The organism is Actinosynnema sp. CS-041913 (genome assembly GCF_050942485.1).
GTDB lineage: Bacteria > Actinomycetota > Actinomycetes > Mycobacteriales > Pseudonocardiaceae > Actinosynnema.
This window is the reverse complement of the sequence record NZ_CP192037.1, coordinates 8441791-8467868: the sequence shown is the minus strand read 5'-3', so window position 1 is coordinate 8467868 and position 26078 is coordinate 8441791. Positions and strand designations below refer to the sequence as shown.

The following is a 26078-nucleotide window of genomic DNA, read 5'->3' as shown; positions in this document are numbered from 1 at the left end:
CGCCGGGGAGTAGAAACCCTGCCATGAAGCGACTCGGGGTTCTGCTGCTGGTGTTGTGCGCGCTGTTGGGTCTGGCGGTGCCGGCTTCGGCTTCCGTCCGGCGGTACGAGGGCGAGATCGGTGGTGCGGCGTACCGGGTGATGGTGCCGGCCGACTGGAACGGCACGCTGGTGCTGTGGAGTCACGGCGCGTACGGCGCGCCGCCGTCGAGAATCGCGCTGACCGACCAGCCGGCGACCGAGGACTACCTGCTGGCACAGGGGTTCGCGCTGGCCGGCTCGCAGTTCCGCACGCCCGTCGGGTGGTCGGTGGAAGACGGGTTGCGGGACCAGGTCGCGCTGCTGGACTGGTTCCGGCGCACGGTGGGCCCGCCTCGCCGCACCATCTCGGCCGGCGAGTCGGTGGGTGGCGCGACGGCGACCGTGCTGGCCGAGCGGAACCCCCGGCGGTTCGACGGAGTGCTCACGCTGTGCGGCGCGGTGGGCGGCGGGGCGTCGTACTGGAACTCCGGGCTCGACGTGATGTTCGCGGTGAAGACGTTGCTGGGCGCGGACTTCGAGTTGGTGAAGATCGCCGACCCGAAGGCCAACGGGACCAGGGCCGCCGCGGCGATCGCCGCCGCCGGGAACGACCCGGCCGGGCGGGCGCGGATCGCGTTGGCGAGTGCGCTGGGCGACATCCCCGGCTGGTTCGACCCGACCGCGCCCCGGCCCGCCGGACTGGCCGAGCAGCTCGACTGGATGCGGGTGTGGACCCAGTACCTGCGCACGTGGGCCGTGGACGTCGGTCGTGCCGACCTGGAGCGGTGGGCGGGCGGCAACCCGAGCTGGAACACCGGCATCGACTACCGGCGGGTGCTCGACCGGTCCAGTGAGAAGTCGTTGGTGCGGCAGGCCTACGCGGCGGCCGGCCTGGACCTCGGCGCCGACCTCGCCCGGCTGGCCGGTGCGCCACGCATCGCCGCCGACCCGTCCGCGGTGGCGTACCTGGCCAGGACCAGCCTGCCGATCGGCCGCAACCCCTGGCCGGTGGTGGCGGTGCACAACGTCGCCGACGGCCTGCTGCCGATCTCCAACCAGACCGCGTACGGCGACCGCGTGCACCGCAAGTCCGACCTGCGCCAGTTCCCGGTCGACCGGGCGGGGCACTGCCGGTTCACCGCCTCCGAGGAGATCACGGCGTTCACCACGTTGTTCGACCGGTTGGACGACGGGGTCTGGCCCGCCACCGACCCGGCCACGCTGAACACCGCCGCGTCCGCCTTCGGGCCGGACAAGCAGCTCGTGACCAACCCGCTGACCGGCGCGGACGCCCTGGTCCGACCGACGTTCTCCGGCTACCGACCCGGACCCTACCCGCGCTCCCTGCCGTTCTGAGCCACTGCCGTCCTGTACGGCGAAAGCCCGGCTCTCCGTGAGGGGAGCCGGGCTTTCTGCGGAGCTTCGGGCGTCAGGCGCCTTCGGCGGTCAGGTCGTCGTCGTCCACGTTCCGGTTGTCGGACGGCTTCGGGCCGTTCTTCCGGGTGCGCCGCTGCGGGCGGGGCAGGGCGGTGGGCGGCGGGGGAGGCGTGGGCGAGCCGCCGCCGAGGATGAGTTCCGCGAACGTCGCCATGGCCTCGTCGAGCTGGCCGCCGATGCGGAGTTCGGACTCCTGGTTGCTCTTGCGGACCATGGTCGCCAGCGAGTCGGCGTCCGGCCGGGCCGACACGGTGCCCTCGACCTTGGCGATGCCCTGCTCCACGACGCCGGTCAGGTCGCCGAGGCGGGCCGCGAAGTCGTCCTCCACCGAGTCCAGGCGGGTGGTCATGGTGTCCAGGCGGGACGTGACCTGCTCCAGGCGCTGGGCCAGCGCTTCGAGGCGGTCCGTCGCGTCGACCTGGTCGCGGGTCTCGTCCAGGGCCGCGTGCAGCGCCTCGCGGGCCTCGTCCAGCTTGCCGTGCACGGTGCTGCGGGTGTCGGCCAGCGACGCCGCGAGGGTCTCCCGGGTGTTGTCGAGCGAGCCGGACAGCGCCTCGCGGGTCTCGTTGAGCGAGCCGGTGAGCTGGTCACGGGTCTCGTTCAGCGAGCCGGCCAGCTTCTCCCGGGTGTCGTTGAGCGACGAGAACAGCGAGTCGCGCGTGCTGTTGAGGTTGTCGCGGGTCTCGTCCAGCTTGCCGTGCAGCGAGGACGACGTGTCGGACACCGAGCGCTGCAACGCCTCGCGGGTGCCGTCGAGGTGCTCGTGCACGCCCTCGTCCACCTCGTCCAGGCGACCGCGCAGCGCGGCTTCCAGCGTCTCGATGCGCTCCCGCAGCGGACCGGTCACCGCGCCCGGCACGGCGTCGACCTTGCCGTCCTGCTTGTCCAGGTGCAGTTCCAGGTCGTCCAGCCGCTTGTGGATGTGGGAGAGCTTGTCCTCCAGGCCGTCCATCCGCCCGGCGACGCCCTCGAAGCGGCCGGCCACGCCGTCCAGCCTGCCGTCGAGCTGCGCGAACGGCTTGGCGAGCTTGTCGACCAGGCCGTCGACCGCCCGGCCGATGCCCTGCACCGCGTTGTCCTGCGCCTCCAGCCGCGCGAGCGTCTCGTCCAGCCGCTCGGCCAGCACGCTGACCTCGGTCCGGTCCGGCAGCTCGGACAGGCGCTTGCGAACGGAACCCAGCGACTCCAGCGGGGACATCCGGGCGTGGATCTCGTCCAGTGCATCGAAGATCTGCTGCTGTTCGCTCTCACGGATCTCCGCGGCGCGCGTCAGCATGTTGCGCATCCGATCGAAGGACATCGTGGAGTTGCTGTTCTCGTTCACGGCTTGAATGCCTTCGTCCAGGGGAGGGGAGACCTCCGGGAGCCTAACCGCGTCGGGGGCCTGGCCAATACCACCCCCTAGGGCACAGCGCCCGCTCTGCGCCCGGTCTTACTCCATTCGGGTTACGTCGACCGACCCTACTCGAAGGTAACCGCCGGCGCACCCTTGAGTGCTCCTCGTGACCATCGCCCGTGCGAGTGACGCGGACCAGGTGATCGGTAGCGGAAAGTTCTGCATCACGACTGCACAACGACGATGGGGTCGCCCAACCGGGTGGTTGTCGTCACAGCGGACGCCTTCGCGGTGATCCTAGCGTGCAAGATCATCGCCATCCGGACCCGGTCCGCCGCATCGCCGGTACGGTGAGCCGCATGCCTACCCCGCTTTCCCCGGAGGCCATCCGCAGCGCGCCGAAGGTGCTCCTGCACGACCACCTCGACGGTGGCCTCCGCCCCCAGACGGTGATCGAACTCGCCGACGCCTCGGGCCACCAGGGCCTGCCCACCACCGATCCCGGCGTGCTGGGCGACTGGTTCCGCGACAACGCCAACTCCGGCTCGCTGGTGCGCTACCTGGAGGGCTTCGCGCACACGTGCGGCGTCATGCAGGACGAGGCGGCGCTGGTCCGCGTCGCCTCCGAGGCCGCGCAGGACCTCGCGGCGGACGGCGTGGTGTACGCCGAGATCCGCTACGCCCCCGAATTGTTCACGGACAAGGGCTTGAGCCTGGAGCAGGCCGTGGAGGCCGTGCAGGAGGGCTTCCGCCAGGGCGAGGCCGCCTCCGGCAACCGGATCAAGGTCGGCGCGCTGCTGTGCGCCATGCGCCAGAACGACGGCTGGCAGCGCATCGCCGACCTGGTGGTCCGCTACCGGGACGCGGGCGTCGTCGGCTTCGACATCGCCGGCCCCGAGCTGGGCTTCCCGGCCACCCGCGAGCTGTCCGCGTTCGAGTACCTGCGCCGGCAGAACGCGCACTTCACGATCCACGCGGGCGAGGCCGACGGCCCCGAGTCGATCTGGCAGGCCGTGCAGTTCTGCGGCGCCGAGCGGCTGGGGCACGGGGTGCGCCTCGCGGAGGACATCAAGGATGACACCGTCGGCCACCTCGCCGCGTACGTGCGGGACCGGCGGATCGCGCTGGAGATGTGCCCGACGTCCAACGTGCAGACCGGCGCGGTGGCGTCGCTCGACGAGCACCCGATCAAGCGACTGCACGACCTGGGCTTCCGGGTCACCGTCAACACCGACAACCGGCTGATGAGCGACTGCACGATGTCCGGCGAGTTCGCGACCGTCGTGGAGCGGTTCGGCTTCGGCTGGGACGACCTGCGCCGCTTCACGGTCAACGCCGCCAAGGCCGCGTTCCTGCCGCTGGACGAGCGCCGCGCCCTGATCCAGGACGTGATCGAGCCCGGCTACGCCGCCCTCCAGAAGTAGCGGCGGACCTCGACGCGATCGGGCCGGACACCTCGCGTGTCCGGCCCGATCGGCGTCAACGTTCCTTTAGTGGACCTTGAGCCGGTCCTCGAACGCCGCCACCAGCGCCCGCCACGCCGTCACCTCGGCCTCGTAAGGCGCGCTGGGCGCGAGCCGCGTCGGGTCCGGCTTCAGGACGTAGGACACCAGCCAGCCCAACGACTCGGACTGGTTGAGGGCCACCTTCACGGCGTCGTCGCCCGCCCACTCGCCGGCGTCCTCCAGCAGCTCCACCGCCAGGTCGAGCTGCGTCGGGTCGACCCCGTCCGGCCCGTCGGCGATGTCCTCGTCCAGACCCGTCAGCACGTAGACGTTGTCCGGGTCGACCTCGACCTCCAGGTCGCCGCCGGTCGCCTTGACCACCAGCTCGCCCCACGTGGCCACCTCGGCGAGGTCGTTGTCGTCGGCCTCCACGATGAACCGGGCCAGCGCGCGCGGCGAGCCGAACACGTCGATCCGGCCCTTGCGGCCGAGGAACAGCGGCTGGTCGTCCAGGTAGCAGCGCAGCGTGTAGTACTCGCCGGCCCCCGTGATGATCTTGATCGGGTCGATGCCCACCTCGGACCAGAACCCGACCGGCTCGGCCCCGTCCTCGGCGTCCTCCGCCTCGGCGTCCAGCGCGGCGGCGGCGGCGTTGGCCTCCTCGAACGCCGCCAGCTCCTCCTGGGCGACCTTGAGCGCGGCCTCGTCCACCTCCGGCGCGGTGACGACCTCGTCGATCGCGTCGAGCACCTCGTCCCACTTCTCGGAGACGACCTCGGCGATCTCGGTCCACAGCGCCGCGCCCTCGCGCCCGGTGAACGGCAGGGTGCCCTGCGGCAGCAGGGAGAAGCCCTCCGCCGAGTCCAGCACCTCGTGCACCTTCTCCAGGTCGCACACGTCGGCCAGCGAGCGCACGATCGCGACCACGTCGGCGAGTTCGCCGATGACCCAGGTGTCCGGTTCCTCGGCGACCAGCTCCGGCACGCCCACCAGGTCGAACTGGTGGTTGTCGTCCGGCGACAGCTCACCGACGGACAGCCCCGGCACGACGTGCCACGCGGGGTGGTCGGTCAGGTCGTGCTCTTCGGCCTCGCGCACGAACGCCGCCAGGTGCGCGGCGTCCGGAAAGGCGTACAGGTCCTCCTCGTGGCCGAGGAATGCCTCCCACTCCTCGCCCTCTTCCCGCCAGCGCGGGGCCCACAGGGTGACGACATCACCCTGGGTGAGCCCCAGCTCGATCGGGACGATGTCCTGTGCCATCCGACCTCCCGGTCACGCCATGCCCCTTTGCGATGCGGGGGAAAGACTACGGGGTGGATCTCCGGCTACTGCCGTTGACCACGGAAAGGGTCCGCGAAGAAGTCGTCTTCGTCGTCTTCGACCGGCGGACGAGGGCGTTGCGCGGGCTTCGGCGGCTGCGCTGACCACGGACGAGTCGTCTCCGGCCGGTTCGGCGCGGATGCTCCGGGAACCTGCGGCTGTCCGTATTCCTGCGGTTGTCCGGCCCCTGGCGCCGGCCGGGCTCCGGGCGTCCGAACGGCCCCGTGCCCCTGCCGCTGCCCGTACTCCGGCACGGCTCCGGGAGCCTGCGGTTGTCCGTAGGCCGGCGCGGCTCCGGGCGTCCGCCGGGCCCCGAACGCCGGCGGGCCCTGCGGCGGTTGCGGCGCGGCCGGTTCCTGGCGGTGCAGCGGCGGCGGGCCGGCGAAGTCCTCGATCGCCATCGCCATGCTGTCGCCGAGCGTCTTCGCCAACTCGTTGTAGCTCGTCTGCACGGCCGCGTCGGTGGCCAGCCGGGCGGTCTCGGCGACCATCCGGCCCACCGCGTCCGGACCCTGCCCGAGCGCCGCCGGCTCCAGCCGCACGGCCTTCAGCGCCCCCACCGCCGACGCCGTCACGGTCACCAGCCCGGACTCGTGCGAAGCCGTCCCGGTGACCCGTGCCAGCACGTCGGTCAGCCGGTCGGCGGCGGCGATCCGTTCCTCCTGCACGCTCATCGCGGCCCCCTCGGGTAGGAAGAGTCGAAGTCCTCTTCGACACCGGCCGCCGGGAAGCCGATCTCGTCCAACGCCCGCGCGGTCGCCGGGTCCATCAGCCGCGCCAGCGACCGGTGCATCCGCGCGGCGGCGTCGGCGGCGGCCCGCGCGGCGACGCGCACGATCTCGTCGCCCAACGCCGGAGCGCCCATGGCCAACGCGCCCGCCGAGATGCGGATCTCCCGCGGCGGCGCGCCCGGCGCGCACACCACGGTGACCGCTCCGTCCGAAGAGGACGCCCGCCCGAACACCGGCCCGGTGCGCGCGATGTGCTCGGAAACCTGTGCTTCCACGTCCGCGACCCGGTGGGCCGCGCGTGTCGTCTCGTCCACGTTCTCAGCCCGTCGGTCGGTAGAAGCCCATGAAACCCATGCCGATGTTGTCCGTGCGGATCGGGTTCACCTGCACCGGGTCGCCCGCCTCCACCATCTGCCCGTTGCCGATCACCATCGCCACGTGCCCGTCCCACACCACGAGGTCGCCGGGCAGGAGCTGGTTCGGCGGCACGGACGCGCCCATCGCCTGGGACGACGCGGGCCTCGGGATGTCGAACCCGGCTCCCTTGTACGCCCACTGCGTGAGGCCCGAGCAGTCCGTGCCCTGCGGCGGGTTCGCGCCGCCCCACACGTACGGCGTGCCCAGAGCGGACAACGCGTTGCGCACGGCCCGCGCGGCGGTCTCGTTCGGAGCTTCGGCGGAGCTGCCGTCCGGCAGGTTCACGCCCACCCCGGTGCCGGGCTGCGGTGGAATGGCCACCGGCAGCCGAGGCCCGACCGCGCCACCACCGCCGCCGCCACCACCGCCGCCACCACCGGAGCCGCCGCCGGAACCCGCACCGCCGCCACCCGAGCCGCCACCCCCGCCACCGGGTCCGCCGGGCGACGAAGGATCGCGCTTGCCGTCGTCACCGGCGCTCGAAGTCGACGTGGTGCCACCGGAATCCTCGCCCAGCGGGTCGCCGAGCCCCGTGAAGTCGGGTTTCGCCAAGCCGTTCAGCGTCGCCACGACGGCGGTCAGCTCGGACCGGACCTTGTCCAGCTCCTGCTTCGACCTGCCCTCGTACTCGCGGGCCTTCGCGGTCACGTCGGCGGCGACCGCGAGCACCGCGCCGAGCCCGCCGAACAGCGACGCCGCGACGGCGGCGGCCAGCCGGGGCTGCGCCCACCCGGTGAAGTCGTCGATCAGGCCCTGGATCGCGGCCCGGCCGCCGGTCACCGCGTTCACGGCGGTCGTCGCGGCGGTCTGGGTCGCGGTCGCGTTGCGGGCCAGCGTCCCCACCCCGCCGGAGAACGCCGCCACCCGCTGCTGGAACGCGTTCGCGCGCTCGCCGTACCAGGTGCCGAGCGCCGCGTTGGCCGCGCCGGTGTGCCGTCCGTCGATCTCGGTCAGCGCCGAGGAGGCCCGACCGAAGGCGTCCGCCGCGCGTGACGCGCCGCCCGTGTCGCCCTCCAGCTTGGCCAGGTCGTCCTTCATCGGCCGCACCAGGGCGGCCAGGAATCCCGCGACGTCCATCCCTAGACCCGGTACGACTTGGCGAAGTCGGCGCCGTGCTGCGCCTCCTGCTCGGTGTACGCGGCGCCCGCCTTCGACACGGCGGTGGCGAACGCCGACAGCCCGTCGGACGCGGCCGTGGCTCCGTCCACTTGGGCCTGTGCCGCCTGCTGGAACGCCGCGCCCAGGCCGACCTCGTCACCGATCTTGCCGAAACTGCCCGCCGCGAGCGTCGTGGTGCCGGCCAACGTCGACGTGCCGACCGCGCCCACTTCGCCGGCCAGCCCGGACGCCGTGCCGCTGTACGCGGACAGCGCGGCGAGGTCGACGCCGAAACCCCGTTCCACTACATCCCCCTCTGCTCCGACGTTCGCGATACTGCCCCATCGGACGGCCGGCCGTGCGGCGTTTGGGGCAGATCCTCCCCTGATGAGCGGTACCCCTCGGAGGCGTCCTCAGGTGATCATGTGTGGGTGGGTGTTCAGCGCCATTGGGAGCGGATCGTGGCGTGGCTGGAAGACCACGCCCCCTCGACCGGTTCGGCCTTCGTCCCGAGTGAGGACGTCGCGGCGGTCGAGGCGCTGGCCGACGCGAGCGGCCTGGAACCGCCCGAGGACCTGCGTGCGTGGTGGGCCGTCTGCGGCGGCACCGCCGACCTGGCGTTCGCCGAAGTCCTGCCGCCCTTCTACACGCCGCTGGGGCCGACGAACGCCCTGCGCTCGTGGCGGCTCAAGGAGCGGTTCTGGCCGGCGGACCTGGACTCCGAGGCGGGCACGCCCACGTCCGGCTTCCACCCGAGGTGGCTGCCGATCGCGTTCGACGGCTGCGGCGACGCGCTGGCGGTGGACCTCCGGTCGGGCGTTCTGTCGGGTTGCGTGGTGGAGTGGGACCGGGAGCGCGGCGAGATGCTCAAACCCGAGTGGACCAGCCTGGACGAGATGCTGGACCAGATCGCGACGGCGCTGGAGCACCGCAGCCGGCTCGGCCACTGCGAGCCGCTCGTCACCGCGGACGGCAAGCTGGGCTGGCGGACCGATTGACCGGACTTCGCACGTTCGTTCCGGTATCATGGTGTTGACGGTTTTCCCTGTTCAGCGGCGATGGAGCAGGTATGGCGGACGTGCACGACGTGGCCGCGGCGGTGCTCGACGCCACCGGGCCCGAATCGCCGATGAAGTTGCAGAAGCTGCTCTACTACGCCCAGGCGTGGCACTTGGCGAAGTACGGCGAGCCGATGTTCGACGCGCGCATCGAGGCCTGGCGGCGAGGTCCCGTGGTGCCGGAGGTGTACCACCGGCACCGTGGCCAGTCCGAGGTCGGCTCGTGGGACGAGGGCGACCCGCGCGGGTTGACCGAGCGGGAGCGCTCGGTGGTGGGCGACGTGGTCGAGCGGTACGGCGGGTTCAGCCGGCACGAGCTGAGTGACATGGCGCACGCCGAGGAGCCCTGGCGCGCGGCGCGCGGCGCCCTGCCGGAGTCCGAGCCCAGCAGCGCGCCCCTGTCGAACAAGGTGATGGCCCGCTACTTCCGCCGGCTGACGAGCTGCCCGGAGGACGCGTTCGCGGACGCGGTGGCGAGCGTCCGGCTGGAGGGCCTGGAGGTCCCGGACGACACCCGGGCGACCATGAGGGCCGTCGCGGCGGGCGAGTTGACCATGGACGAGGCGATCGCGCGGGAGATCGAGGCTCTGCGGCGGTCGTGACCTTCGAAGACCCCTATACGGACCCGGCGACCGGAGTTCTCCGCAACCACCTGGGCCTGACCGACAAGCACGCGTGCGACACGGCCGAAGCCCGGCTCAGCGCGCTGCGGATCGGCCAGTTGGAGATCACCCCGTTACCCGGTCTGTACGACCTGGCCCACTTGCGGGCGTTCCACCGGCACATCTTCGGCGATCTGTACCCGTGGGCGGGTGAGGTGCGCGTGGTGGACATCGCGCGGACCTCGTCGTTCGCGCACTGGCGGCACATCGACACCTATGCCGAGTACCTGTTCGGGCGGCTGCGCGAGGAGCGGCACCTGATCGGCCTGGATCGCGACACGTTCTGCGACCGGTTCACCTACTACTTCGCCGAGACGAACGCCCTGCACCCGTTCCGCGAGGGCAACGGCCGCGCGCAGCGGGCGTTCTTCCGGCAGTTGGCGCTGCACGCGGGGTGGCAGGTGGACTTCGCGCTGGTCGACATCGAGAAGTACGCGGAAGCGTGCCGGATGAGCCTCATCGGGCCGTCCGACCTGCTCCGGGCCCTGCTCGACCCGGTGGTCAGCCCGGCCTAGCCGCCGGCAGGGGCGGCCACCTTGCCCGAGGTCTGCCCTCGCCGCCCTGTTCCGGCTCTCCGGCCTGGAATAGGCATGTGGGGTCGATGCACTGCTCCGGACGGAGATCGCCATGCACGTCCACGACACGCCGGAACGGCGTGACGTTTCCCAGCAGCGCGCGGTCGTGCCTGCCCGGGGTGCCCGCCCGGCGAACGGGGCGCTGTCGCCGGCGGAGCTGCTGGCGTTGCAGCGCACGGTCGGCAACGCCGCCGTCTCCGGGCTGATCGCCGAGCGGCACCCCGTCCAGCGCGCCGTCGTCCACTACAACCGGGAGACCGACACCACCGAACGCGTGACGCTCGACCAGCTCAAAGCCATGCCCGAGTTCCGGAACCTGTCACCCGGCCAGGAAGCCGGCGTGGCCGCGAAGGTCGCATCGAGCGACTTCTTCCAGCTCACGGAGCTGCTCGACCAGGTGCGGGGCCGGAGCACGGTGATCGGAGCGGTCAGCGGACCCCACGAGCGCGAGGGCAACTTCCTCGCCGAGATGGCCGACAAGCGGAGCCCCGTCTTCGCCTACGACCCGGAGATGCAGACCGAGGAACTGCTCAAGGTGCTTGAGGACGAGATGGTGAACGAGGGCGCCGTGCTGCTCCAGCGGCAATCCATCACCGCGTTCGGCGAGCACGTGCCCGACATCGACGTCTTCGTGCCCAACCCGGGACCGTGGCTGTACGCCGCACCGCTCGCGACGGACCTGGCCGCCTGCCTGAACACGGTGCTGGGGAAGAACAGCCACGCGTGGGTGCTGACCGACAACGAGCCGTACAGCAGGCAGGCGGCGACCCTGGAGAGCCGGCTCGACGAGATCAACAGGGATAACGCGGCCCAGTCGGGATACCTGCCGTTGCGCGTGACCTCCAAGCGGGAGTTGAACACGAGCAGCCTGGGCGCACGAGGGCAGCTCGAACTCGGCGCCGAGGCCGGGCGGGACGGGGTCGAGTTCGAGGTCGGCCACAGCCCCGACTACTGCCTGCTCAAGATCAGCCGCCACTGAGACCCTGCGCACCGGCACTGACGCGGTGCGCACCGGCCGATTCCCCCGGACCGGGCCACAATGGCAGCCATGCCCAAGGTGTTCGTCGCGGGACCGGTGTCGTGGAACCACCTGGTGCTGCTGGACCGGCTGCCCGAGCCGAAGCCGCACACCGTGTTCGCCCGAGGCCACCGGACCGCGGTGGGCGGCACGTCCGCGGGCAAGGCGCTCAACCTCGCCCACCTCGGCGCGGACGTCACCCTGCGCACCGTCGTCGGCGACGACGAGGCAGGGCACGCGATCGCGGAAGTCCTCACCGCCGCCGGGGTCGAGCTGATCGCCGAGGTGGCGCCGGGCGCGAGCGAACAACACCTGAACCTGATGTCCCCGGAGGGCGGCCGGGTGTCGATCTACCTCGAACTGCCCGAACTCGCGCACCCCCGGCACGACGACCGCGCACTGGCCGCCCTCGCCGAGGCCGACGCCGCCGTGATCGACCTGGCCGACCACGCCCGACCGCTGCTGGCCGCCGCCGAGCGGGCCGGTGTCCCGGTGTGGTGCGACGTGCACGACTACGACGGCACGGCCGACTACCACCGGGACTTCGTCCGAGCCGCCGACTACCTGTTCCTCAACGACGACGGCATGTGCCACTCGGACCTGCTCGCGTTCCTCCGCCAACGGGTCGCCGACGGAACCCGCACCGCCGTGGCGACGCGCGGCGCACAAGGTGCGGTGGCCGCGGTGGCGGACGGCCTGCACCACGTCCCGGCCGCGCCGGTCGAACGGATCGTGGACACCAACGGCGCGGGCGACGCGTTCTTCGCCGGCTTCCTGGTGGCGCACCTCGGCGGGGCGGACACCCCCACCGCACTGGAGGCGGGCGCAACCCAGGCCGCGAAGTGCCTCGGCTCACCCGACCTCGCACCGGACCTCGCCTGAAGCTCCGACCCCGTGCCGGACGTGCCCTGAGCCCCGACCCCGTGCCGGACCTGGCCTGAAGCCCCCGACCCCTTGCCGGACGTGCCTTGAAGCCCCGGCCCCTTGCCGGACGTGCCCGAAATCCCGTGACCCCTCACACCCCGACCGGGTGCCAGACCGTCTTCGACTCCAGGAACGCCCGCAACCGAGCCAGATCCGGCTCCCGCGTGAAGTCCTCCGAAGCCCGCGCCCGCAGCACCCGCTTCACCGTCCCCGCCGCCGACCGCTCCAGATCCGCCCGCATGGCCGCCGGCGCACCGGTCAAGTCCAGCGCGTTCACGTCGGCGTGCGAAGCCAGCCAAGGCGCGATCTCGGCAGTCCTCCCGGTCAACACGTTGACCACCCCACCAGGCACGTCGGACGTCGCCAGCACCTCCGACAGCGTGACCGCGGGCAGCGGCCGGTCCTGCGACGACACCACCACGGCGGTGTTGCCGGTGGCGATCACCGGCGCCAGCACGCTGATCAACCCCAGCAACGACGACTGCTGCGGCGCGAGCACCGCCACCACCCCGGTCGGCTCCGGCACCGAGAACGAGAAGTACGGCCCGGCGACGGGGTTCGACGCGCCCAGCACGGTCGCGACCTTGTCCGTCCACCCCGCGTACCAGACCCACCGGTCGATCGCCGCGTCCACCAGCGACTGCGCCTTCTTCACCGCGACCCCTTCGGCCGCGCCGACCTCGGCGGTGAACTGCTCCCGCCGGCCCTCCAGCACCTCGGCCACCCGGTAGAGCACCTGCCCCCGGTTGTACGCCGTCGCACCGGACCACCCGCCGAACGCCTTCCGCGCCGCCGCGACGGCGTCCCGCGCGTCCTTGCGCGACCCCTGGGCGGCGTTCGCCAGGAACGCTCCCTTCGCGTCGGTCACCGGGTACGACCGCCCCGACTCGGAACGGGGGAACGCCCCGCCGATGTAGAGCTTGTACGTCTTGGCCACCGCGATCCGGTTCTCGGCCCGGCCGAGGGAAATCCGCTCAGACATCGAGGTACGCCTCCAGACCCGTGCGACCGCCCTCGCGGCCGAAGCCCGACTCCTGGTACCCGCCGAACGGCGCGGTGGGGTCGAAGCGGTTGAACGTGTTGGCCCACACCACGCCGGCGCGCATCTTCTGCGCCGCCCACAGGATCCGCGAGCCCTTCTCGGTCCAGATGCCGGCGGACAGCCCGTACGGCGTGTTGTTCGCCTTCGCCACGGCCTCGTCCGGCGTGCGGAACGTCAGCACCGACAGCACCGGCCCGAAGATCTCCTCCCGCGCGATCCGCATCGCCTGCGACACGTTGGAGAACACCGTCGGCGCGAAGTAGAAACCCTTGTCCGGCAACGGGCACGACGACGTCCACCGCTCGGCGCCCTCGGCCTCGCCGGACGCCGTCAGCTCCTGGATCTTCGCGAGCTGCTCACGCGAGTTGATCGCGCCGATGTCGGTGTTCTTGTCCAGCGGGTCGCCGACCCGCAGCGTGGACACCCGCACCCGCAGCTTCTCCAACAGCTCCTCGGCGACGGATTCCTGCACCAGCAACCGCGACCCGGCGCAGCACACGTGCCCCTGGTTGAAGAAGATCCCGTTCACGATGCCCTCGACGGCCTGGTCCAGCGGCGCGTCGTCGAACACGATGTTCGCCGCCTTGCCGCCCAGCTCCAGCGTCAGCTTCTTGCCGGTGCCGGCGAGCTGCCGCTGGATGATCTTGCCGACGTCCGTGGACCCGGTGAACGCCACCTTGTTCACGTCCGGGTGCGACACCACGGCCGCGCCGACGTCCCCCGCGCCCGGCAGGATGTTCACCACCCCCGGCGGCAGGTCGGCCTGCTGGATGATCTCGGCCAGGACCAGCGCGGACAGCGGCGTCGTCTCGGCGGGCTTCAACACCACCGTGTTGCCGCACGCCAGCGCGGGCGCGATCTTCCACGCCGCCATCAGCAGCGGGAAGTTCCACGGGATGACCTGACCCGCGACGCCGAGCGGCCTCGGGTCCGGCCCGTAGCCCGCGTAGCCGAGCTTGTCCGCCCACCCCGCGTGGTAGAAGAAGTGCGCCGCCGCGGTCGGCACGTCCACGTCGCGCGCTTCCTTGATCGGCTTGCCGTTGTCGAGCGATTCGAGGACGGCCAGCTCCCGCGCGCGTTCCTGGACCAGCCGCGCGATGCGGAAGATGTACTTCGCGCGCTCCGCGCCGGGCATCCGGCCCCACACCCGGTCGTAGGCCCGGCGGGCGGCCTTCACGGCCTTGTCCACGTCGGCGGGCGCGGCCGTGGAGACCTCCGCCAGCACTTCCTCCGTGCCGGGGTTGACCGTCTTCAGCGGCTCGCCGCCGCCCTCGACGAACTGGCCGTCCACGAACATCCGGTAAGTCGGCTTGAGGTTCGCGATGTCCCGCGATTCAGGCGCGGGCGCGTATTCCCACATGTCAGTCCACCGTCACGTAATCGGGGCCGCTGTAGTGGCCTTCCAACTGGGTGCGCCGTTGCATCAGCAGGTCGTTGAGCAGCGTCGACGCGCCGAACCGGAACAGGTCGGAGGTGAGCCACGCCGGCCCGGCCACCTCGTGCACCGCCACCAGGTACTTGATCGCGTCCTTGGTGCTCCGGATGCCGCCGGCCGGCTTCACCCCGCGGAGTTCACCGGTCTGGGTGTGCCAGTCACGCACCGCTTGGAGCATCACGTGCGTCACCGGCAGCGTCGCGGCGGGCGTCACCTTGCCGGTGGACGTCTTGATGAAATCGCCACCCGCGAGCAGCGCCAGCCACGACGCGCGCCGCACGTTGTCGTAGGTGGCGAGTTCGCCGGTCTCCAGGATCACCTTGAGGTGCGCGTCCCCGCAGGCGCGCTTGACCTGCGCGATCTCGTCGAACACCTGCCCGTACCGCCCGGACAGGAACGCGCCCCGGTCGATCACCATGTCGATCTCGGTCGCGCCGGCGTCCACCGCGAACGCCGTGTCCTCCAGCTTCACCTTCAACGACGACCGGCCGGACGGGAACGCGGTCGCGACGGACGCGATGGCGACCCCGGAGCCCCGCAACTCACCGGCCGCGGTGGCCACCATGTCCGGGTAGACGCAGACCGCCGCGACCTTCGGCACCTCCGGCCGTTCCGGGTCGGGTCTGCGCGCCTTGGCCGCGAGCGACCGGACCTTGCCGGGCGTGTCCGCGCCTTCCAACGTGGTCAGGTCCACCATCGAGATCGCCGTGTCGATGGCCCACAGCTTCGCGGCCTTCTTGATGCTGCGCGTGCCCAGACCGACCGCGCGCTGCTCCACCCCGACCTGGTCGACACCGGGCAGTCCGTGCAGGAACCGACGCAGCGACGCGTCGTCACGCACCGCGTCCGCGAGCGCCGGCGGCAGCGGCAGCGGCAGCGCAGTCGATGTGGCAGCCATGCGACCGAGTCTAGGCGGACTGGCACGCCCGTCCTAAGTCAACGCATTTGCCCAGGTCAGCGCGCGAGTTCGGGAAAAGTGGCGGCCGTTTCGGCGACCTGGTCCCCAGCCGGTCCGACGGGCTCAGTCCTCGATCTCGGCCCGCTTGTCGCCCCGGATCTTCTTCCGCTTGGGCCGCCGCACCTCGACGCCCGCCATGATGGCGACACCCGTGATCCGCACCACCGGCCCACCGGGCACGGTCGGCGTCTTGTGCGTGCTGTCCTCGAACGCGCCCATGACCCCGGCCCCGTCGACCCGCACGGTGACGTCCTCGGGCACGTAGATCACCACACCACCCCAGAACGCGAACACGTTGATCGTGGCCTCGGCCTGCGCGAAGCGTGCCCTGGACAGGTCCAGCTCGACCCCGCCCATGATCGCGACGACGCTGTGACTGGCCGGCACGACCCAGTCCCCGCGCCGGTCGACCCCGGACCAGAACGCGATGGACGTGGTAGGTCCGGGCGTCCCGCCGATCCGGGACGAGGGCAGGTTCTGCTGCACCGGCGACGGCAGGTTGGCCGAAGGCATCCCCAGGTCGGCCGTCAACGGCACGAGTTCCCCGTAAGTCTTGGCCGCGTAGACGTCCCGCAACCGCTCGTCCAGCTCGTGCAGATCCAGCCGACCCTCGCCGTGGGCGGCCTGCAACACCCGGGCCACCTTCTCCCGGTCGGCATCCGAGGCACGCATCTGACTGGGGTCCGGCACCAGCTCGTCGCTCACCCGGGTGAGTTTAGGAGGGCCACGCCCGTTTGACGACCGAACGGGTGACAACGAACAACCCCACAGCGACCACCAGGGCGAGCAGGGCCATGAGCCACGACCACCCGACCACCACCAACGTCGCCACGAACCCCACGACCGCGGCCACCACGCCGGCCACCGAAGGCCGCAGCGACACCCACACCTCGTGGTCCTGGTCGACGCTCGACAGCGGCGGTTTCCCCGCGGACAGCCCGTCGAGGTCGCCCGGATCGCGCGCCCAGACCCAGGCTCGCCCGAAATAGCCGTGCCGATGACCGGCCGCCACCAGCCGACCGTCCGGGCTGAACGCGACACGGTCCAACTGCGTCGGCAACGTCTGCGTGACCGTGCCCTTCACCGCGTCGTACAGCTTCAGGCCGGATCTGGTGGGCACGACCAGCGTCCGGTTGTCCGGCCCGAACACTGGCGCGTCGAAAGCGTCGACGCCCACTGGCAGCGTGCGCAGCGCCGCCCGGTCGGTGGTCCGCCACACGGTCGTCTTCTCCGGTTCCGAGATCGCGAGCAGCCTGCCGTCCGGGCTCAGCGCCATCGCCCGTGCCCCGGACACGCGGAACGTGTGCAGCGTGCGCCACACCCCTGGGTCCGAGGTGTCCAGTAGTTCGACGCCCTCCGTTCTCAGCTTCGCGAGCTGAGGGCTGCCGGCGCTGATGCACACCTGGTTGTAGCCGTAACCGCGGTGACGCCACGAGCCGTTCAGGACGGTCCACACCCGCCAGAGCCCTCCGCCCCGCCACAGCACGCTGCGGCCGTCGTGGGTGAAGCCCAGCTCGTCCAAGCCCTCCGGTGGGCAGTCGAGCCGGGCGACCTCCGCCCAAGTGGACGTGGAGAGCAACATGACAGTCGCCAGCCGACCGACCGCGAGGAGGCGTCCGTCGGGGCTGAACACCGGAGCAGCGCCGTCCTCGACGTGGTGCAGCCGCTGCCACGTCCTCGTGTCCCAGACCCACTCGCCGGACGCGAACATCCCCGAGTCCGGGCTGAAGGCCACGGTGCTCGCCCCGTCAGGCAGTTCCGCGCACCGCACAAACCCGCCCAGCACCACCTCGCCCGGCGTCTTCACCGAGGGTGGTGTTCTCGAAGGCTTGACCACCACATCGGAACCAGGCTCCACCAACCGCAAAGCCTCTGCGGCCTCCACATCACCCCCGCCGGCCCGCTCCGCGAGGATCCGGACGCCCGCCTCCCGAAGGGCGGGGTCACGACTGCGAAGCAGCCGGCGGAGTTCGTCGGGCCCCCCGAACGGCAACCGCGAACCGGCGTGCGCGACAACGAGGTCACCACTGACCGTGCCACTGCTGGTAGGCGTCTGCTCAGGATTCTCAGCCCGCACCCGGTCGTAGACGTACGAGTACAGCTCGCCGGTGGTGATCTCCCCGTCGCCGTCCAGATCGGCAACGCCCGTCTGTAGTCCTTCCACGATCGCCTTGGTGAACACGGACGGCTCAGGGCGGCCGTTCGCGACACCCCCACCGGGCTCGTAGGCGTACTGGATGTGGGTGGACGCGGTCATGACCACACACCCGCGCCCTTCCAACTGCTCGACCACGTCGACCGACCCCGCCGCACGAGGAAGCATCCCGCTGGGGAACGCGCCGCCGTAACAGCAGTCCAGCCACACGACGACCTGGGACGCGCGACTCTGGTCGATCAGGTCGTGGACGAACTGCGCCGCCACCGCACTGGACGCGACTCTCTCGTTGCGCGTGTCGGTGGCGACGAACTGGAGCCTGCCGAACCGGTCCTTAACGCCGTGCCCGGAGAGGTAGAGCAAGAGGAAGTCGTCATGCCCGGCACCACCGAACGCAACCTCGACCCGTTCCCGCAGGTGCCCGGAGGACTGGTTGATGAGCACCTCGGTGGTGAACCCGCCGATCGCCGGATCACGCAGCACCCGGTCCAGCTCGGCAACGTCCCGGCGCGGCGACCGCAACGCGCTGAACGTCGGGTCGACGTACCTATCGGTCGCGACCAGCAGGGCTCGCCGCATACTCAGCGCACGAACCCGCGCCAGTGCACCTCGGGAAAGGTCAACACCGGCCCGTCCGGGTTCTTCGAGTCCCGGACGGCAACGGACTTGTCGTGGTGGCGGACTTCCACGCAGTTGGCCTGGCTGCTGCTGTAGCTGCTCTTACGCCATGTCATCAGGTGCGCTCCTCCAGCGTGTGGTGTCCCGTCAGCGCACGAACACGCGCCAGTCGACCTGAGGGAACACCAGGACCGGTCCGTCGGGGTTTTTGGAGTCGCGGACGGCGACGGACTTGTCGTCGTGGCGGATCTCCACGCAGTTGGCCTGGCTGGTGCTGTAGCTGCTCTTGCGCCAAGTCATCAGCCGCACTCCTCGCCTCATGTCGTCTGTGGCAAGCCCAAAAGTACGCAGCCTCTCAAGACCTCCCCAAGCGCCTTCCAGGTGGTTTCTCCGGGAAGGCACGGGGCCGGTCACCGCCTGCACTGGGCAGCCGTCCGCAGGCAGGCGCGGTGTCCCGTCAGCGCACGAACACGCGCCAGTCGACCTGAGGGAACACCAGGACCGGTCCGTCGGCGTTTTTGGAGTCGCGGACGGCGACGGACTTGTCGTCGTGGCGGATCTCCACGCAGTTGGCCTGGTCGGTGCTGTGGCTGCTCTTGCGCCAGGTCATGAGGTGCACTCCTCGCATCACGTCGCCTTGCTGATGAGCTTGGCGATCAGCGCCGTCGACTCGTCGGCCGGAAGCGCCAAGGCACACAGCCTCTGCCAGGCAAGCGTAGCGTTCTCGAGGAACCCGTCCTCCTCCAAGAAAGTGCTGCTGTTCCTGCTCTCGACGTAGACCAGGCTCGGCTGGTCCGCGAAGTCGAGCCGCACGAACGGCCCGCTCAACCCCGGATGCGCCGGTGACTCGAACGGCACCACCTGGATGACGATGTTCGGCCGCTCCGCCATCGCCGACAGGTGTTGGAGCTGGGTCCGCATCATGCCGGGGCTCCCGAAGTCGCGCCGCAGCACCGGTTCGTCGATGAGGAGATGCACCATCGCACGCCCGAGAACGACTTGTCTGCCCATCCGGGTCGCCACCAGCGCATCGATTTCGCCGGTGCTCAGCATGTCGTTGACCCCCCGCATCACGGTCGCGGCGTACTCCGCCGTCTGCGCGAGCCCTGGGATCACCAGCGGTTCGAAGTTGTGGATGCCGACCGCCTCGGCCTCGAAGCCGATGAGATCCTTCCAATGGCCCGGCAACTTGCCGTGAATGGCATGCCAGTTCCGGTCCTCTCCGGTCCGCACCAGGGCGACCAGTTCTTGCCGCAGTCTGGGCGGTGCTTGCAGAAATCCCAGTATCGCGGCCACCTCATCGGCGTACAGGCCGCGGTTGGCCGTCTCCATGCGGCTGATCTTGCTCTCCGAACACCCCACCGCACTGGCCACCTCGGCGCAGCTCAGCCCCCTGGCCAACCGCAACGCCCGCAATTCCGCGGAAACCCGCCGCTGCCGGACGGAAGCCCCCTTGCGTGTCATGACCGAGAGCGTTCCCCCTTGCCACCGGGGCAAGAAAGGCGTGTCACCCGAAGGTGCGCATTGCGCGACCGGAACGCAAGCGAGCACCGTATTCCGCATGGAACAGACCTGGAAGATCACCGGTGTCTACGCCGACTGGCACCTGACCGTGGCCATCCTCCCACCCGACAACGACAATCCCGCACAACCGCTGCCCAACCCCAACCTGGACGCCCTGGCGGAACACTTCCGCACCCTGATGGAAGTGGCCGAATCCCACCGCGAACTGGACCGCCTCACCGCTCAGGGCGTTCGCTGACCCGAACTCATAAAATGGGCGCGTCGACCGGCAACCGGACAACGTCCGGCATGAAGTCCAATCCCGACGCCTCGAACCGGCACAGTTTGATCGCCCACCACACGGAGTCGCCGACCTTGCCGTCGACCTTGTAAGCCCCGCCCGGCAACAGCACGAACTCGCCGTCGTCACTGTGCACGAGCGTCACCAACTCCTCGCCGGTCGACGCGTCCCACAGCCGGGCGGTGCCGTCCTCGGCGGAGGTGGCGATGTGCCTGCCGTCCGGGGAGAACGCCACGTCCCGCACCAGCGTGGTGTGCCCGGTGAGCGTGAGGAGCAGGTCGCCCTGGACGCTCCAGACCCTGGCGAAACCGTCGGAGGACGCGGCGGCGACGCGCGTGCCGTCCGGTGAGAACGCCAGCGACCAGGCACTGCGGCGGACGGCGATCGTGGTCAGCAGGCGGCCCCGGACGGTCCAGAGCTTCACGGTGCCGTCGGCCGAACCGGTGGCGACGCGGCGGCCGTCCGGGGAGCACGCCACGGTCCCGACCTCCATCTCGTGCCCCGTCAGCACTTCGACGTGCCGGCCGGTCCAGATCCGTGCGGTGCCGTCCATGTGTCCCGACACGATCCGCTTGCCGTCAGGCGAGTACGCCAGCGCGTAGGCCAACTTCATCCCGTCCCCCGGGACATAGTCGAGCAAGCTGCCGTCGTGGCTGTTCCAGGTCCGCAGCGAGTGGTGTTCGGACCAGGTGGCGATCCGCCTGCTGTCGGGGGAGAAGGCCACCGCCTGGACCCGGTGGCCGTCCAGCCGGATGCCCTCGTGGTTCCCGTCCAACGGCCAGATCGTCGCGTCACCCGAGGAAGTCGTGGTGACCGCCCGGGTGCCGTCGGGCGAGACCTTCACCTGCCGGACATCCCGTCCGGTGATGCGGGCCCGCACTGTCGCGGTCCCGGTCCGGACGTCCCAGACCCGGATCAGGTCTTCGCAAGCGGTGACCAGGGACGAGCCGTCCGACGTGAACGACACCGAGCCGACGCCGCGCCACTCGGTGGAGAGCACGCCCACGCGGCTCCCGGTGGCGACGTCGTGCAGGAACGCCGACCCGTCCTCCACCACGACGGCGATCCGCTTGCCGTCCGGCGAGAACGTCGTCGCGGACGCGCCCAGGCGGGTCGTGAGCATGGTGACCTCCGCGCCTGTCGTCGCGTCCCAGACCTTGACTTCGGAGCCACTGCCGGTGGTGGCCAGCAGCGTGCCGTCCGGCGAGAACGCCAGGTCGTCGATCGATCCCTGTTCGGTCGGCCACCGCACGGCGGGCATGCCGGACGCGGTGTCGACGACTTCCACTATGCCGTCCGTGGTGCCGACCACGACGGTGCCGGAGTCGAACAGCGTGATCCAGTGGGCTTCCGACTCCACGGTCATCCGGTGCGTCTCGTGGCCGTCGAGCGCCCACACCTGGACCACTCCGCCGAGTGCGGAGGTCGCCATCCACACCCCGCTCGGCGCGACCGCCAACCTCTGGAACGGTCCCGCCACCGCGTCGCGGTGGGCTCCGTTGCGCACCATCCAGTACCGCAGGTCGCCGTCGACACCCAGACCGACCAGGTGGACCCGGTCCGCCAGGAACGCGACCCGCCCCTGGACCCTGCCGGCGATTTCCGCGCGCAGGTCTCCGGTCGTCGCGTCCCAGATGAACGCGTGGCCGTCCGACTCGACGGTCGCCAGCAGCTTCCCGTTGGGCGAGTACGCGATCTCCTCGACGGGGTGGGCATGCCTGCGCCAGCACCGGACGGGCTTGTGGGTCTTCCGCTCCAGCAACTCCACGCCGTGCGCGCGGGCCAGCGCGATCAGCTCGCCGTCGGGGGAGAAGGCGACCGCGCTCACGTCCTCCCCGAGCGGCGCGACCATCGCGGTGGCCGGGTCACGCCCGCTGACCGCCGCCTCCGCCAGTTCCGGGTGGTCGGCGCCGGTGACGCCGAGCAAGGCCGCGCGGTGCCAGGTGCTGCCGGTGAGCACCGCGTCGGTGAGGTCGCCGCCGAACATCCGCACACCGGTCAGCTTGGCGTTGGTCAGATCCGCGCCGGTGAGATCTTTGCGCATTAGATGTTGGCCACTCAGATCGGCGCCACGCAGATTAGCGCCACGCAGATCGAGTGTCGTCAGATCGTTGGCGCGCAGATCGATTCCGGCCAGCTCAAGCCGAACGCGCGGCGCCTCAAGCCGCTGCACGACGGCGGTGGCGTTCTGCTTCGCCACGTCGTCGGCGTCGACATCCGCCAGCACGGTCCGCGCCCACCGCAGGACGGCCTCGTGACCCGCGAGGTCGCAGAAGAAGTCCACCATCAGTTTGGACATCTTCCGATTGGTGATGGCGGTGTCCAGACGATCTGCCAGCAGATCGTCTGCGGCCACCCTGGCGACCAGCCACTCCATCACCGACTGGTGGACGAACGCGAACCCGCCGTCCTCGGTCCGCACCAGCAGGGTTCCCGAGCCGACCGCGTGCGCGGCCTGGTCGATCGAGTAACCGCGCTCGGCCAGCCGGTTGAGCCTCGTGACCACCGCTTCGGCCAGGTCGGTCGTCCGGATGGTCGGCGAAGTCGTCTCCCACAGCCGCAGCGCCAGCGCCGTGCACGCCGCGAGCCGTTCGGTGTCGTCGAACGACGGCGTCCCGTACCGGTGCTGCTGCCGTTCGGTCTCGTGCACCAGCCAGAAGTCCACCAGCTCCCGGTACAGCTCGGCGGCGCTGATCCGGCCGTGTTCCCGGCGGATCTCCAGCAACCGGTCCTCGTCCAGGTCCGCGATGAACGACAGCATGCGCGGGTTCCGCGACAAGCCGAGCAGATCGCTGATCTCGCCCAGCAGGGCGAACCGCCGTTCCGCGCGCTCGGCGTCGCCGTGGTGGTGCCGGGCGAGGAAGTCCAGGATCTGCTCGTCGGTGAAGTCCTCCAGCACCACGCCCCGGCTGGCGGTCAGCGCGGAAACCTGGTGCCCCAACGCGGTCAGCACCTGGTTGGTGGAGCGGAAGTGCTGGGTCCGGCTGGTCAGCACGACCTTCGCCCGATCCGTCACGGCGTGCAGGAGGGTGCCGAGGTAGTCCGCCGCGTTGTCGTACCCGACCCGCAGTTCCAGCTCGTCGAACCCGTCGAACAGCAACGCCAGGCGGCCACTGCTGATCATGTACCGCAGCTTGGCCACGTCGACCGCTTCGACGCCCTCCCGGACCAGGTGCTGCGCCAGCAGCTCGTCCAGCGTCGGAGCCTTCTCCAGGCTGCGCAGCTCCACCAGCACCGGCAGCAGGCCGGGCAGGTGCTCGGGCAGCTTGCGGGTCAACTGCCGCAGCAGGAACGACTTCCCGCGCCCGAAGTCGCCCAGCACCATCACGAACCGGGCCGCCTCCTGGCCGAGCCAGTCGATCACCTGGCTCAGCACGTCGTCCTTGACCTCGGACGCTCCGACGAGCGCGAACCGTTGCGGCACATACAGTTCGGCCGGATACACCTGGTTGGTGGCGAGCCGCTGGGCCTGGCGCTGGGCCAGCGGGCGCAGGTCGAGCAGGCCCTGGTACTCGATGAAACTCCGCAGCCGCACGCCACGGCGTTGCGCGGCCAGCACCACATCCGGCGCGGCGGGCGGTCCACTGTAGACAAGCTCGGACGGCACCGAGGGATCCGCTGCGGCAAAAGAACTGTGCACGTTCACGATGAACTTGTCGACGTCCTCGGCCAGCACCGGACCGCCCGCCACACCCACCGGCCACTGCTCGAAACCGCCGCCCTCGCGGGGTTTCGACACCCGCAGGTACGACTCGTCGGCGCGGGGCGTCACGGTGGCCGTCGGATGCGACACCATCGTGGCCTCGTGCACCCGCTCGAAGAACGTGCCGCGCAACGAGGTCGCCCGACCCGTCACCACCGGCGAGTCGACCAGCGTGAACGCCGCCTGCACGGAGTCCCACTCGGTGGGCGTCTCCTCCGCCCCCGCGTCCACCCAGCCGTCCTCGTACCGCCGGACCTCCCGGACGAAATGCATTGGGCGCAAGGAAATTAACTGGTAGGACCCGTCCGCTACCGGCACCAGCGGCACCCCGCCGGGCAGCCGCCGAGCGTCGCCGTCACCGGTCAGGCACAGGCTCAGCCGATCGCGGTCGGCCAGTTCCCGACTGTCCGGCCACCGGTGCACCACACCCAGCCGCAGCCAGCCGCGCCGCCGGTAGTCCCGCAGCAGCGCGACGAACCTGCTTGTCTGGCGTTCGCCCAGCTCGACCTTCGTGCCGACGTGGCTGTCCTCGAACGTCGAATTCAGCCCGGCCACCACCACCGACAGGTCCGGCACCTCGAACAGCGTCCACGGCTCGTCCGGCGTGAAGGTCACCCGGCCGTCGTAGAACTCGTCGAACGCCGCCGCGAACGGACCCCACTTCGGCCAGTACGGCAGCACCGGCGGCCGTTCCAACGCCTCCTCCTGGGCGAAATAAGCCTGACACGCCAACCGGTTCACGTCCCGCGAGCCCGGAACCACCACCACCCGCTCACGCGGCAGCTCCACCGCCTCGGCCAAGTGCGCGAGGAACCGGAAGCCGCGCTCGAACTCGCTCGGCTTCCCGCTCCCGGTCAGGTCGCCGCTGAACACCACGAGATCCGGCCGCGCGTCCGCCAGCGACTCGTGCAACGGGCCGAACCACCGGTCGTCCGAGCCGAACCGCGTGGCGGCCACGTGCAGCACGGTGATCCGGTCGCCACGCCGAGCCGCCCGCTCCGGCCACATGCTCCGCAGCCGCTCCGCGGGGATGGCGTAGCTGTCCTGAGCGGCGGCGGTCGCGATAATGCCGACCACGCGGCCGGTCTCCGGATCCCACACCGGACCGCCGCTGTAGCCGGGCTGGACGCGCAACGCCGACTCGCTGTCCAACTGCAGCAGCCGCCCCGACACCTGACCGCGCACCACCGCGCGCACCCACGCCCCGTCCGGGCGGTTGGCGGGGAAGCCGAACACGTCGACCGGGTGCCCGGAGCGCGGCGGCGTGCTGATCAGCTTCGCCGGGATGACGGTCGCGGGCACGTGCAGCGACAGCACGCAGACGTCGTCGCCCGCCACACCTTCACGCGGCGGGGGAGGCATCCAGGACCGGACGGTCGCCTCCGCCGTGACGTCGGGCAGCGCGGCGAACCGCACCGGGACCGGACCGGTCGGCCGGGTGGCGGTCCGGAGGTCCCGGCCCAAGGCGAGGTTCACCACATGGGCGCAGGTGAGAACGTGCGTGCGGCTCACGACTACGCCGGCGCCGACGGCGTGTCCCGAGCCGTCCACGAAACGCACCACGGAAGTCGGCAACGAGCCGTCGGGCATCGCCTACACGTACCACATACTGTTCCACCATGGACGTCCTCGTTGTCGATCACCCACTCGCCAGGGCGAGGCTCACCACCATGCGTGACGCACGCACCGACAACGCGGCCTTCCGCGCGGCGCTCCACGAGCTGACCGTGATGCTCGTGTACGAGGCCACTCGCAACGCGCCGGTCGCCGAGGAACGGGTGCACACGCCAGTCGCCCGCACGACCGGCTACCGCCTGGCCCGACCACCGCTGCTGGTGCCCGTGCTGCGCGCCGGCCTGGGCATGGCCGACCAGGCGCACCGGCTGATCCCGGACGCCCAGATGGGTTTCGTCGGCTTGGCCCGGGACGAGGAGACCCTTCAGCCGACGCCGTACATGGAGTCACTGCCCGAGTCCTTGGAAGGCCGGCCGGTGCTCGTGCTGGACCCGATGCTGGCAACCGGTGGGTCGATGGCCTACACGATCCGTCTGCTGACAGACCGTGGAGCAACAGACGTAACAGCGGTCTGCGCACTGGCCGCGCCCGAGGGCATCAAGCACCTGGAGGACTCGGGCCTGCCGGTGCGCCTGGTGACGGCGAGCATCGACGAGCGCCTGAACGACTCGGGCTTCATCGTCCCGGGCCTCGGCGACGCCGGCGACCGCCAGTACGGCGCGGTCTGACCTCGAACCAGCCCGAACCGGCGCGACCGACCATGGTTCTGCCCGGCTCAGCCGGGCCCGTCGAGCGGCGCGGACCGGC

Annotated in this window: 25 protein-coding genes; 9 read left to right on the top strand and 16 right to left on the bottom strand. The window is 70.9% G+C overall.

Going from position 1 to position 26078, the window contains the following annotated elements:
• Positions 1–23: 23 nt before the first annotated feature.
• Positions 24–1376, top strand: a complete 1353-nt coding sequence (locus ACQPZF_RS38140) for a hypothetical protein (protein WP_433265506.1) — start codon at positions 24–26, stop codon at positions 1374–1376.
• Positions 1377–1449: 73 nt separating this feature from the next.
• On the opposite strand, the gene ACQPZF_RS38135 is transcribed toward ACQPZF_RS38140, so the two are convergent.
• The gene (locus tag ACQPZF_RS38135) at positions 1450–2781 is read right to left on the bottom strand and encodes a hypothetical protein (RefSeq protein WP_433265504.1); all 1332 of its coding nucleotides are present in this window, start codon (positions 2779–2781) and stop codon (positions 1450–1452) included.
• A 371-nt stretch (positions 2782–3152) separates the two neighbouring features.
• Between ACQPZF_RS38135 and ACQPZF_RS38130 the strand changes: the two genes are divergently transcribed.
• Entirely contained in the window at positions 3153–4217 is a 1065-nt protein-coding gene (locus ACQPZF_RS38130) for an adenosine deaminase (RefSeq protein ID WP_433265502.1), read from the top strand.
• 66 nt (positions 4218–4283) lie between these two features.
• Here ACQPZF_RS38130 and ACQPZF_RS38125 read toward each other — a convergent pair whose 3' ends face one another.
• From ACQPZF_RS38125 to ACQPZF_RS38105, 5 genes are all read right to left on the bottom strand, one after another.
• Positions 4284–5498 (bottom strand): primosomal protein, encoded by a 1215-nt coding sequence (locus tag ACQPZF_RS38125; RefSeq protein WP_433265500.1) that lies wholly within the window; start codon positions 5496–5498, stop codon positions 4284–4286.
• Between the two features lie 65 nt (positions 5499–5563).
• Positions 5564–6232 carry a YbaB/EbfC family nucleoid-associated protein gene (locus ACQPZF_RS38120; protein WP_433265498.1) on the bottom strand — a complete coding sequence of 223 codons (669 nt, stop codon included), beginning with the start codon at positions 6230–6232 and terminating at the stop codon, positions 5564–5566.
• Positions 6229–6603 (bottom strand): hypothetical protein, encoded by a 375-nt coding sequence (locus ACQPZF_RS38115; RefSeq protein WP_433265496.1) that lies wholly within the window; start codon positions 6601–6603, stop codon positions 6229–6231. Before ACQPZF_RS38115 ends, ACQPZF_RS38120 begins: the two co-directional genes overlap by 4 nt.
• 4 nt (positions 6604–6607) lie before the next feature.
• Positions 6608–7783 carry a C40 family peptidase gene (locus ACQPZF_RS38110; RefSeq protein ID WP_433265494.1) on the bottom strand — a complete coding sequence of 392 codons (1176 nt, stop codon included), beginning with the start codon at positions 7781–7783 and terminating at the stop codon, positions 6608–6610.
• A gap of 2 nt (positions 7784–7785) precedes the next feature.
• Positions 7786–8109 carry a hypothetical protein gene (locus ACQPZF_RS38105; protein WP_433265492.1) on the bottom strand — a complete coding sequence of 108 codons (324 nt, stop codon included), beginning with the start codon at positions 8107–8109 and terminating at the stop codon, positions 7786–7788.
• Positions 8110–8235: 126 nt separating this feature from the next.
• On the opposite strand from ACQPZF_RS38105, the gene ACQPZF_RS38100 reads away from it, so the two are divergent.
• The 5 genes from ACQPZF_RS38100 (at position 8236) to ACQPZF_RS38080 (ending at position 11999) form a co-directional block, all read left to right on the top strand.
• Complete coding sequence (locus ACQPZF_RS38100; protein WP_433265490.1) at positions 8236–8802, top strand: SMI1/KNR4 family protein; 567 nt, start codon at positions 8236–8238, stop codon at positions 8800–8802.
• A gap of 71 nt (positions 8803–8873) precedes the next feature.
• Positions 8874–9464, top strand: coding sequence for a type II toxin-antitoxin system antitoxin SocA domain-containing protein (locus ACQPZF_RS38095; protein WP_433265488.1), 591 nt, complete (start codon positions 8874–8876; stop codon positions 9462–9464).
• A complete protein-coding gene (locus ACQPZF_RS38090; protein ID WP_433265486.1) occupies positions 9461–10039 on the top strand; it encodes a Fic/DOC family protein in 579 nt (192 codons plus the stop codon). Before ACQPZF_RS38095 ends, ACQPZF_RS38090 begins: the two co-directional genes overlap by 4 nt.
• 112 nt (positions 10040–10151) lie before the next feature.
• Positions 10152–11078, top strand: a complete 927-nt coding sequence (locus ACQPZF_RS38085) for a hypothetical protein (protein WP_433265484.1) — start codon at positions 10152–10154, stop codon at positions 11076–11078.
• A gap of 69 nt (positions 11079–11147) precedes the next feature.
• Complete coding sequence (locus tag ACQPZF_RS38080; RefSeq protein WP_433265483.1) at positions 11148–11999, top strand: carbohydrate kinase family protein; 852 nt, start codon at positions 11148–11150, stop codon at positions 11997–11999.
• Between the two features lie 133 nt (positions 12000–12132).
• On the opposite strand, the gene ACQPZF_RS38075 is transcribed toward ACQPZF_RS38080, so the two are convergent.
• From ACQPZF_RS38075 to ACQPZF_RS38035, 9 genes are all read right to left on the bottom strand, one after another.
• The gene (locus tag ACQPZF_RS38075) at positions 12133–13023 is read right to left on the bottom strand and encodes an aldehyde dehydrogenase family protein (protein ID WP_433265481.1); all 891 of its coding nucleotides are present in this window, start codon (positions 13021–13023) and stop codon (positions 12133–12135) included.
• Positions 13016–14443: an aldehyde dehydrogenase family protein gene (locus ACQPZF_RS38070; protein ID WP_433265479.1), complete on the bottom strand. Its 1428-nt coding sequence runs from the start codon at positions 14441–14443 to the stop codon at positions 13016–13018. Before ACQPZF_RS38070 ends, ACQPZF_RS38075 begins: the two co-directional genes overlap by 8 nt.
• A 1-nt stretch (position 14444) precedes the next feature.
• Positions 14445–15416: a deoxyribose-phosphate aldolase gene (deoC, locus tag ACQPZF_RS38065; protein ID WP_433265477.1), complete on the bottom strand. Its 972-nt coding sequence runs from the start codon at positions 15414–15416 to the stop codon at positions 14445–14447.
• A 123-nt stretch (positions 15417–15539) separates the two neighbouring features.
• Positions 15540–16181, bottom strand: a complete 642-nt coding sequence (locus ACQPZF_RS38060) for a DUF1707 SHOCT-like domain-containing protein (protein ID WP_433265475.1) — start codon at positions 16179–16181, stop codon at positions 15540–15542.
• A gap of 10 nt (positions 16182–16191) precedes the next feature.
• Entirely contained in the window at positions 16192–18210 is a 2019-nt protein-coding gene (locus tag ACQPZF_RS38055) for a caspase, EACC1-associated type (RefSeq protein WP_433265473.1), read from the bottom strand.
• Positions 18211–18212: 2 nt separating this feature from the next.
• Positions 18213–18365 (bottom strand): DUF397 domain-containing protein, encoded by a 153-nt coding sequence (locus tag ACQPZF_RS38050; protein WP_433265471.1) that lies wholly within the window; start codon positions 18363–18365, stop codon positions 18213–18215.
• A 31-nt stretch (positions 18366–18396) separates the two neighbouring features.
• The gene (locus ACQPZF_RS38045) at positions 18397–18549 is read right to left on the bottom strand and encodes a DUF397 domain-containing protein (protein WP_433265469.1); all 153 of its coding nucleotides are present in this window, start codon (positions 18547–18549) and stop codon (positions 18397–18399) included.
• A 157-nt stretch (positions 18550–18706) separates the two neighbouring features.
• Positions 18707–18859, bottom strand: coding sequence for a DUF397 domain-containing protein (locus ACQPZF_RS38040; protein WP_433265467.1), 153 nt, complete (start codon positions 18857–18859; stop codon positions 18707–18709).
• Positions 18860–18876: 17 nt separating this feature from the next.
• On the bottom strand, positions 18877–19656 hold the full coding sequence (locus ACQPZF_RS38035; protein WP_433274904.1) for a helix-turn-helix domain-containing protein: 780 nt from the start codon (positions 19654–19656) through the stop codon (positions 18877–18879).
• Between ACQPZF_RS38035 and ACQPZF_RS38030 the strand changes: the two genes are divergently transcribed.
• Positions 19580–20011: a hypothetical protein gene (locus tag ACQPZF_RS38030; protein ID WP_433274996.1), complete on the top strand. Its 432-nt coding sequence runs from the start codon at positions 19580–19582 to the stop codon at positions 20009–20011. The two genes, ACQPZF_RS38035 and ACQPZF_RS38030, sit on opposite strands and share 77 nt — an antisense overlap.
• Positions 20012–20018: 7 nt before the next feature.
• On the opposite strand, the gene ACQPZF_RS38025 is transcribed toward ACQPZF_RS38030, so the two are convergent.
• Positions 20019–25307, bottom strand: coding sequence for a trypsin-like peptidase domain-containing protein (locus ACQPZF_RS38025; protein WP_433265465.1), 5289 nt, complete (start codon positions 25305–25307; stop codon positions 20019–20021).
• A 68-nt stretch (positions 25308–25375) separates the two neighbouring features.
• Here ACQPZF_RS38025 and upp point away from each other — a divergent pair, with 68 nt between their 5' ends.
• Entirely contained in the window at positions 25376–25999 is a 624-nt protein-coding gene (upp, locus tag ACQPZF_RS38020; RefSeq protein WP_433265463.1) for a uracil phosphoribosyltransferase, read from the top strand.
• Positions 26000–26078: the final 79 nt, after the last annotated feature.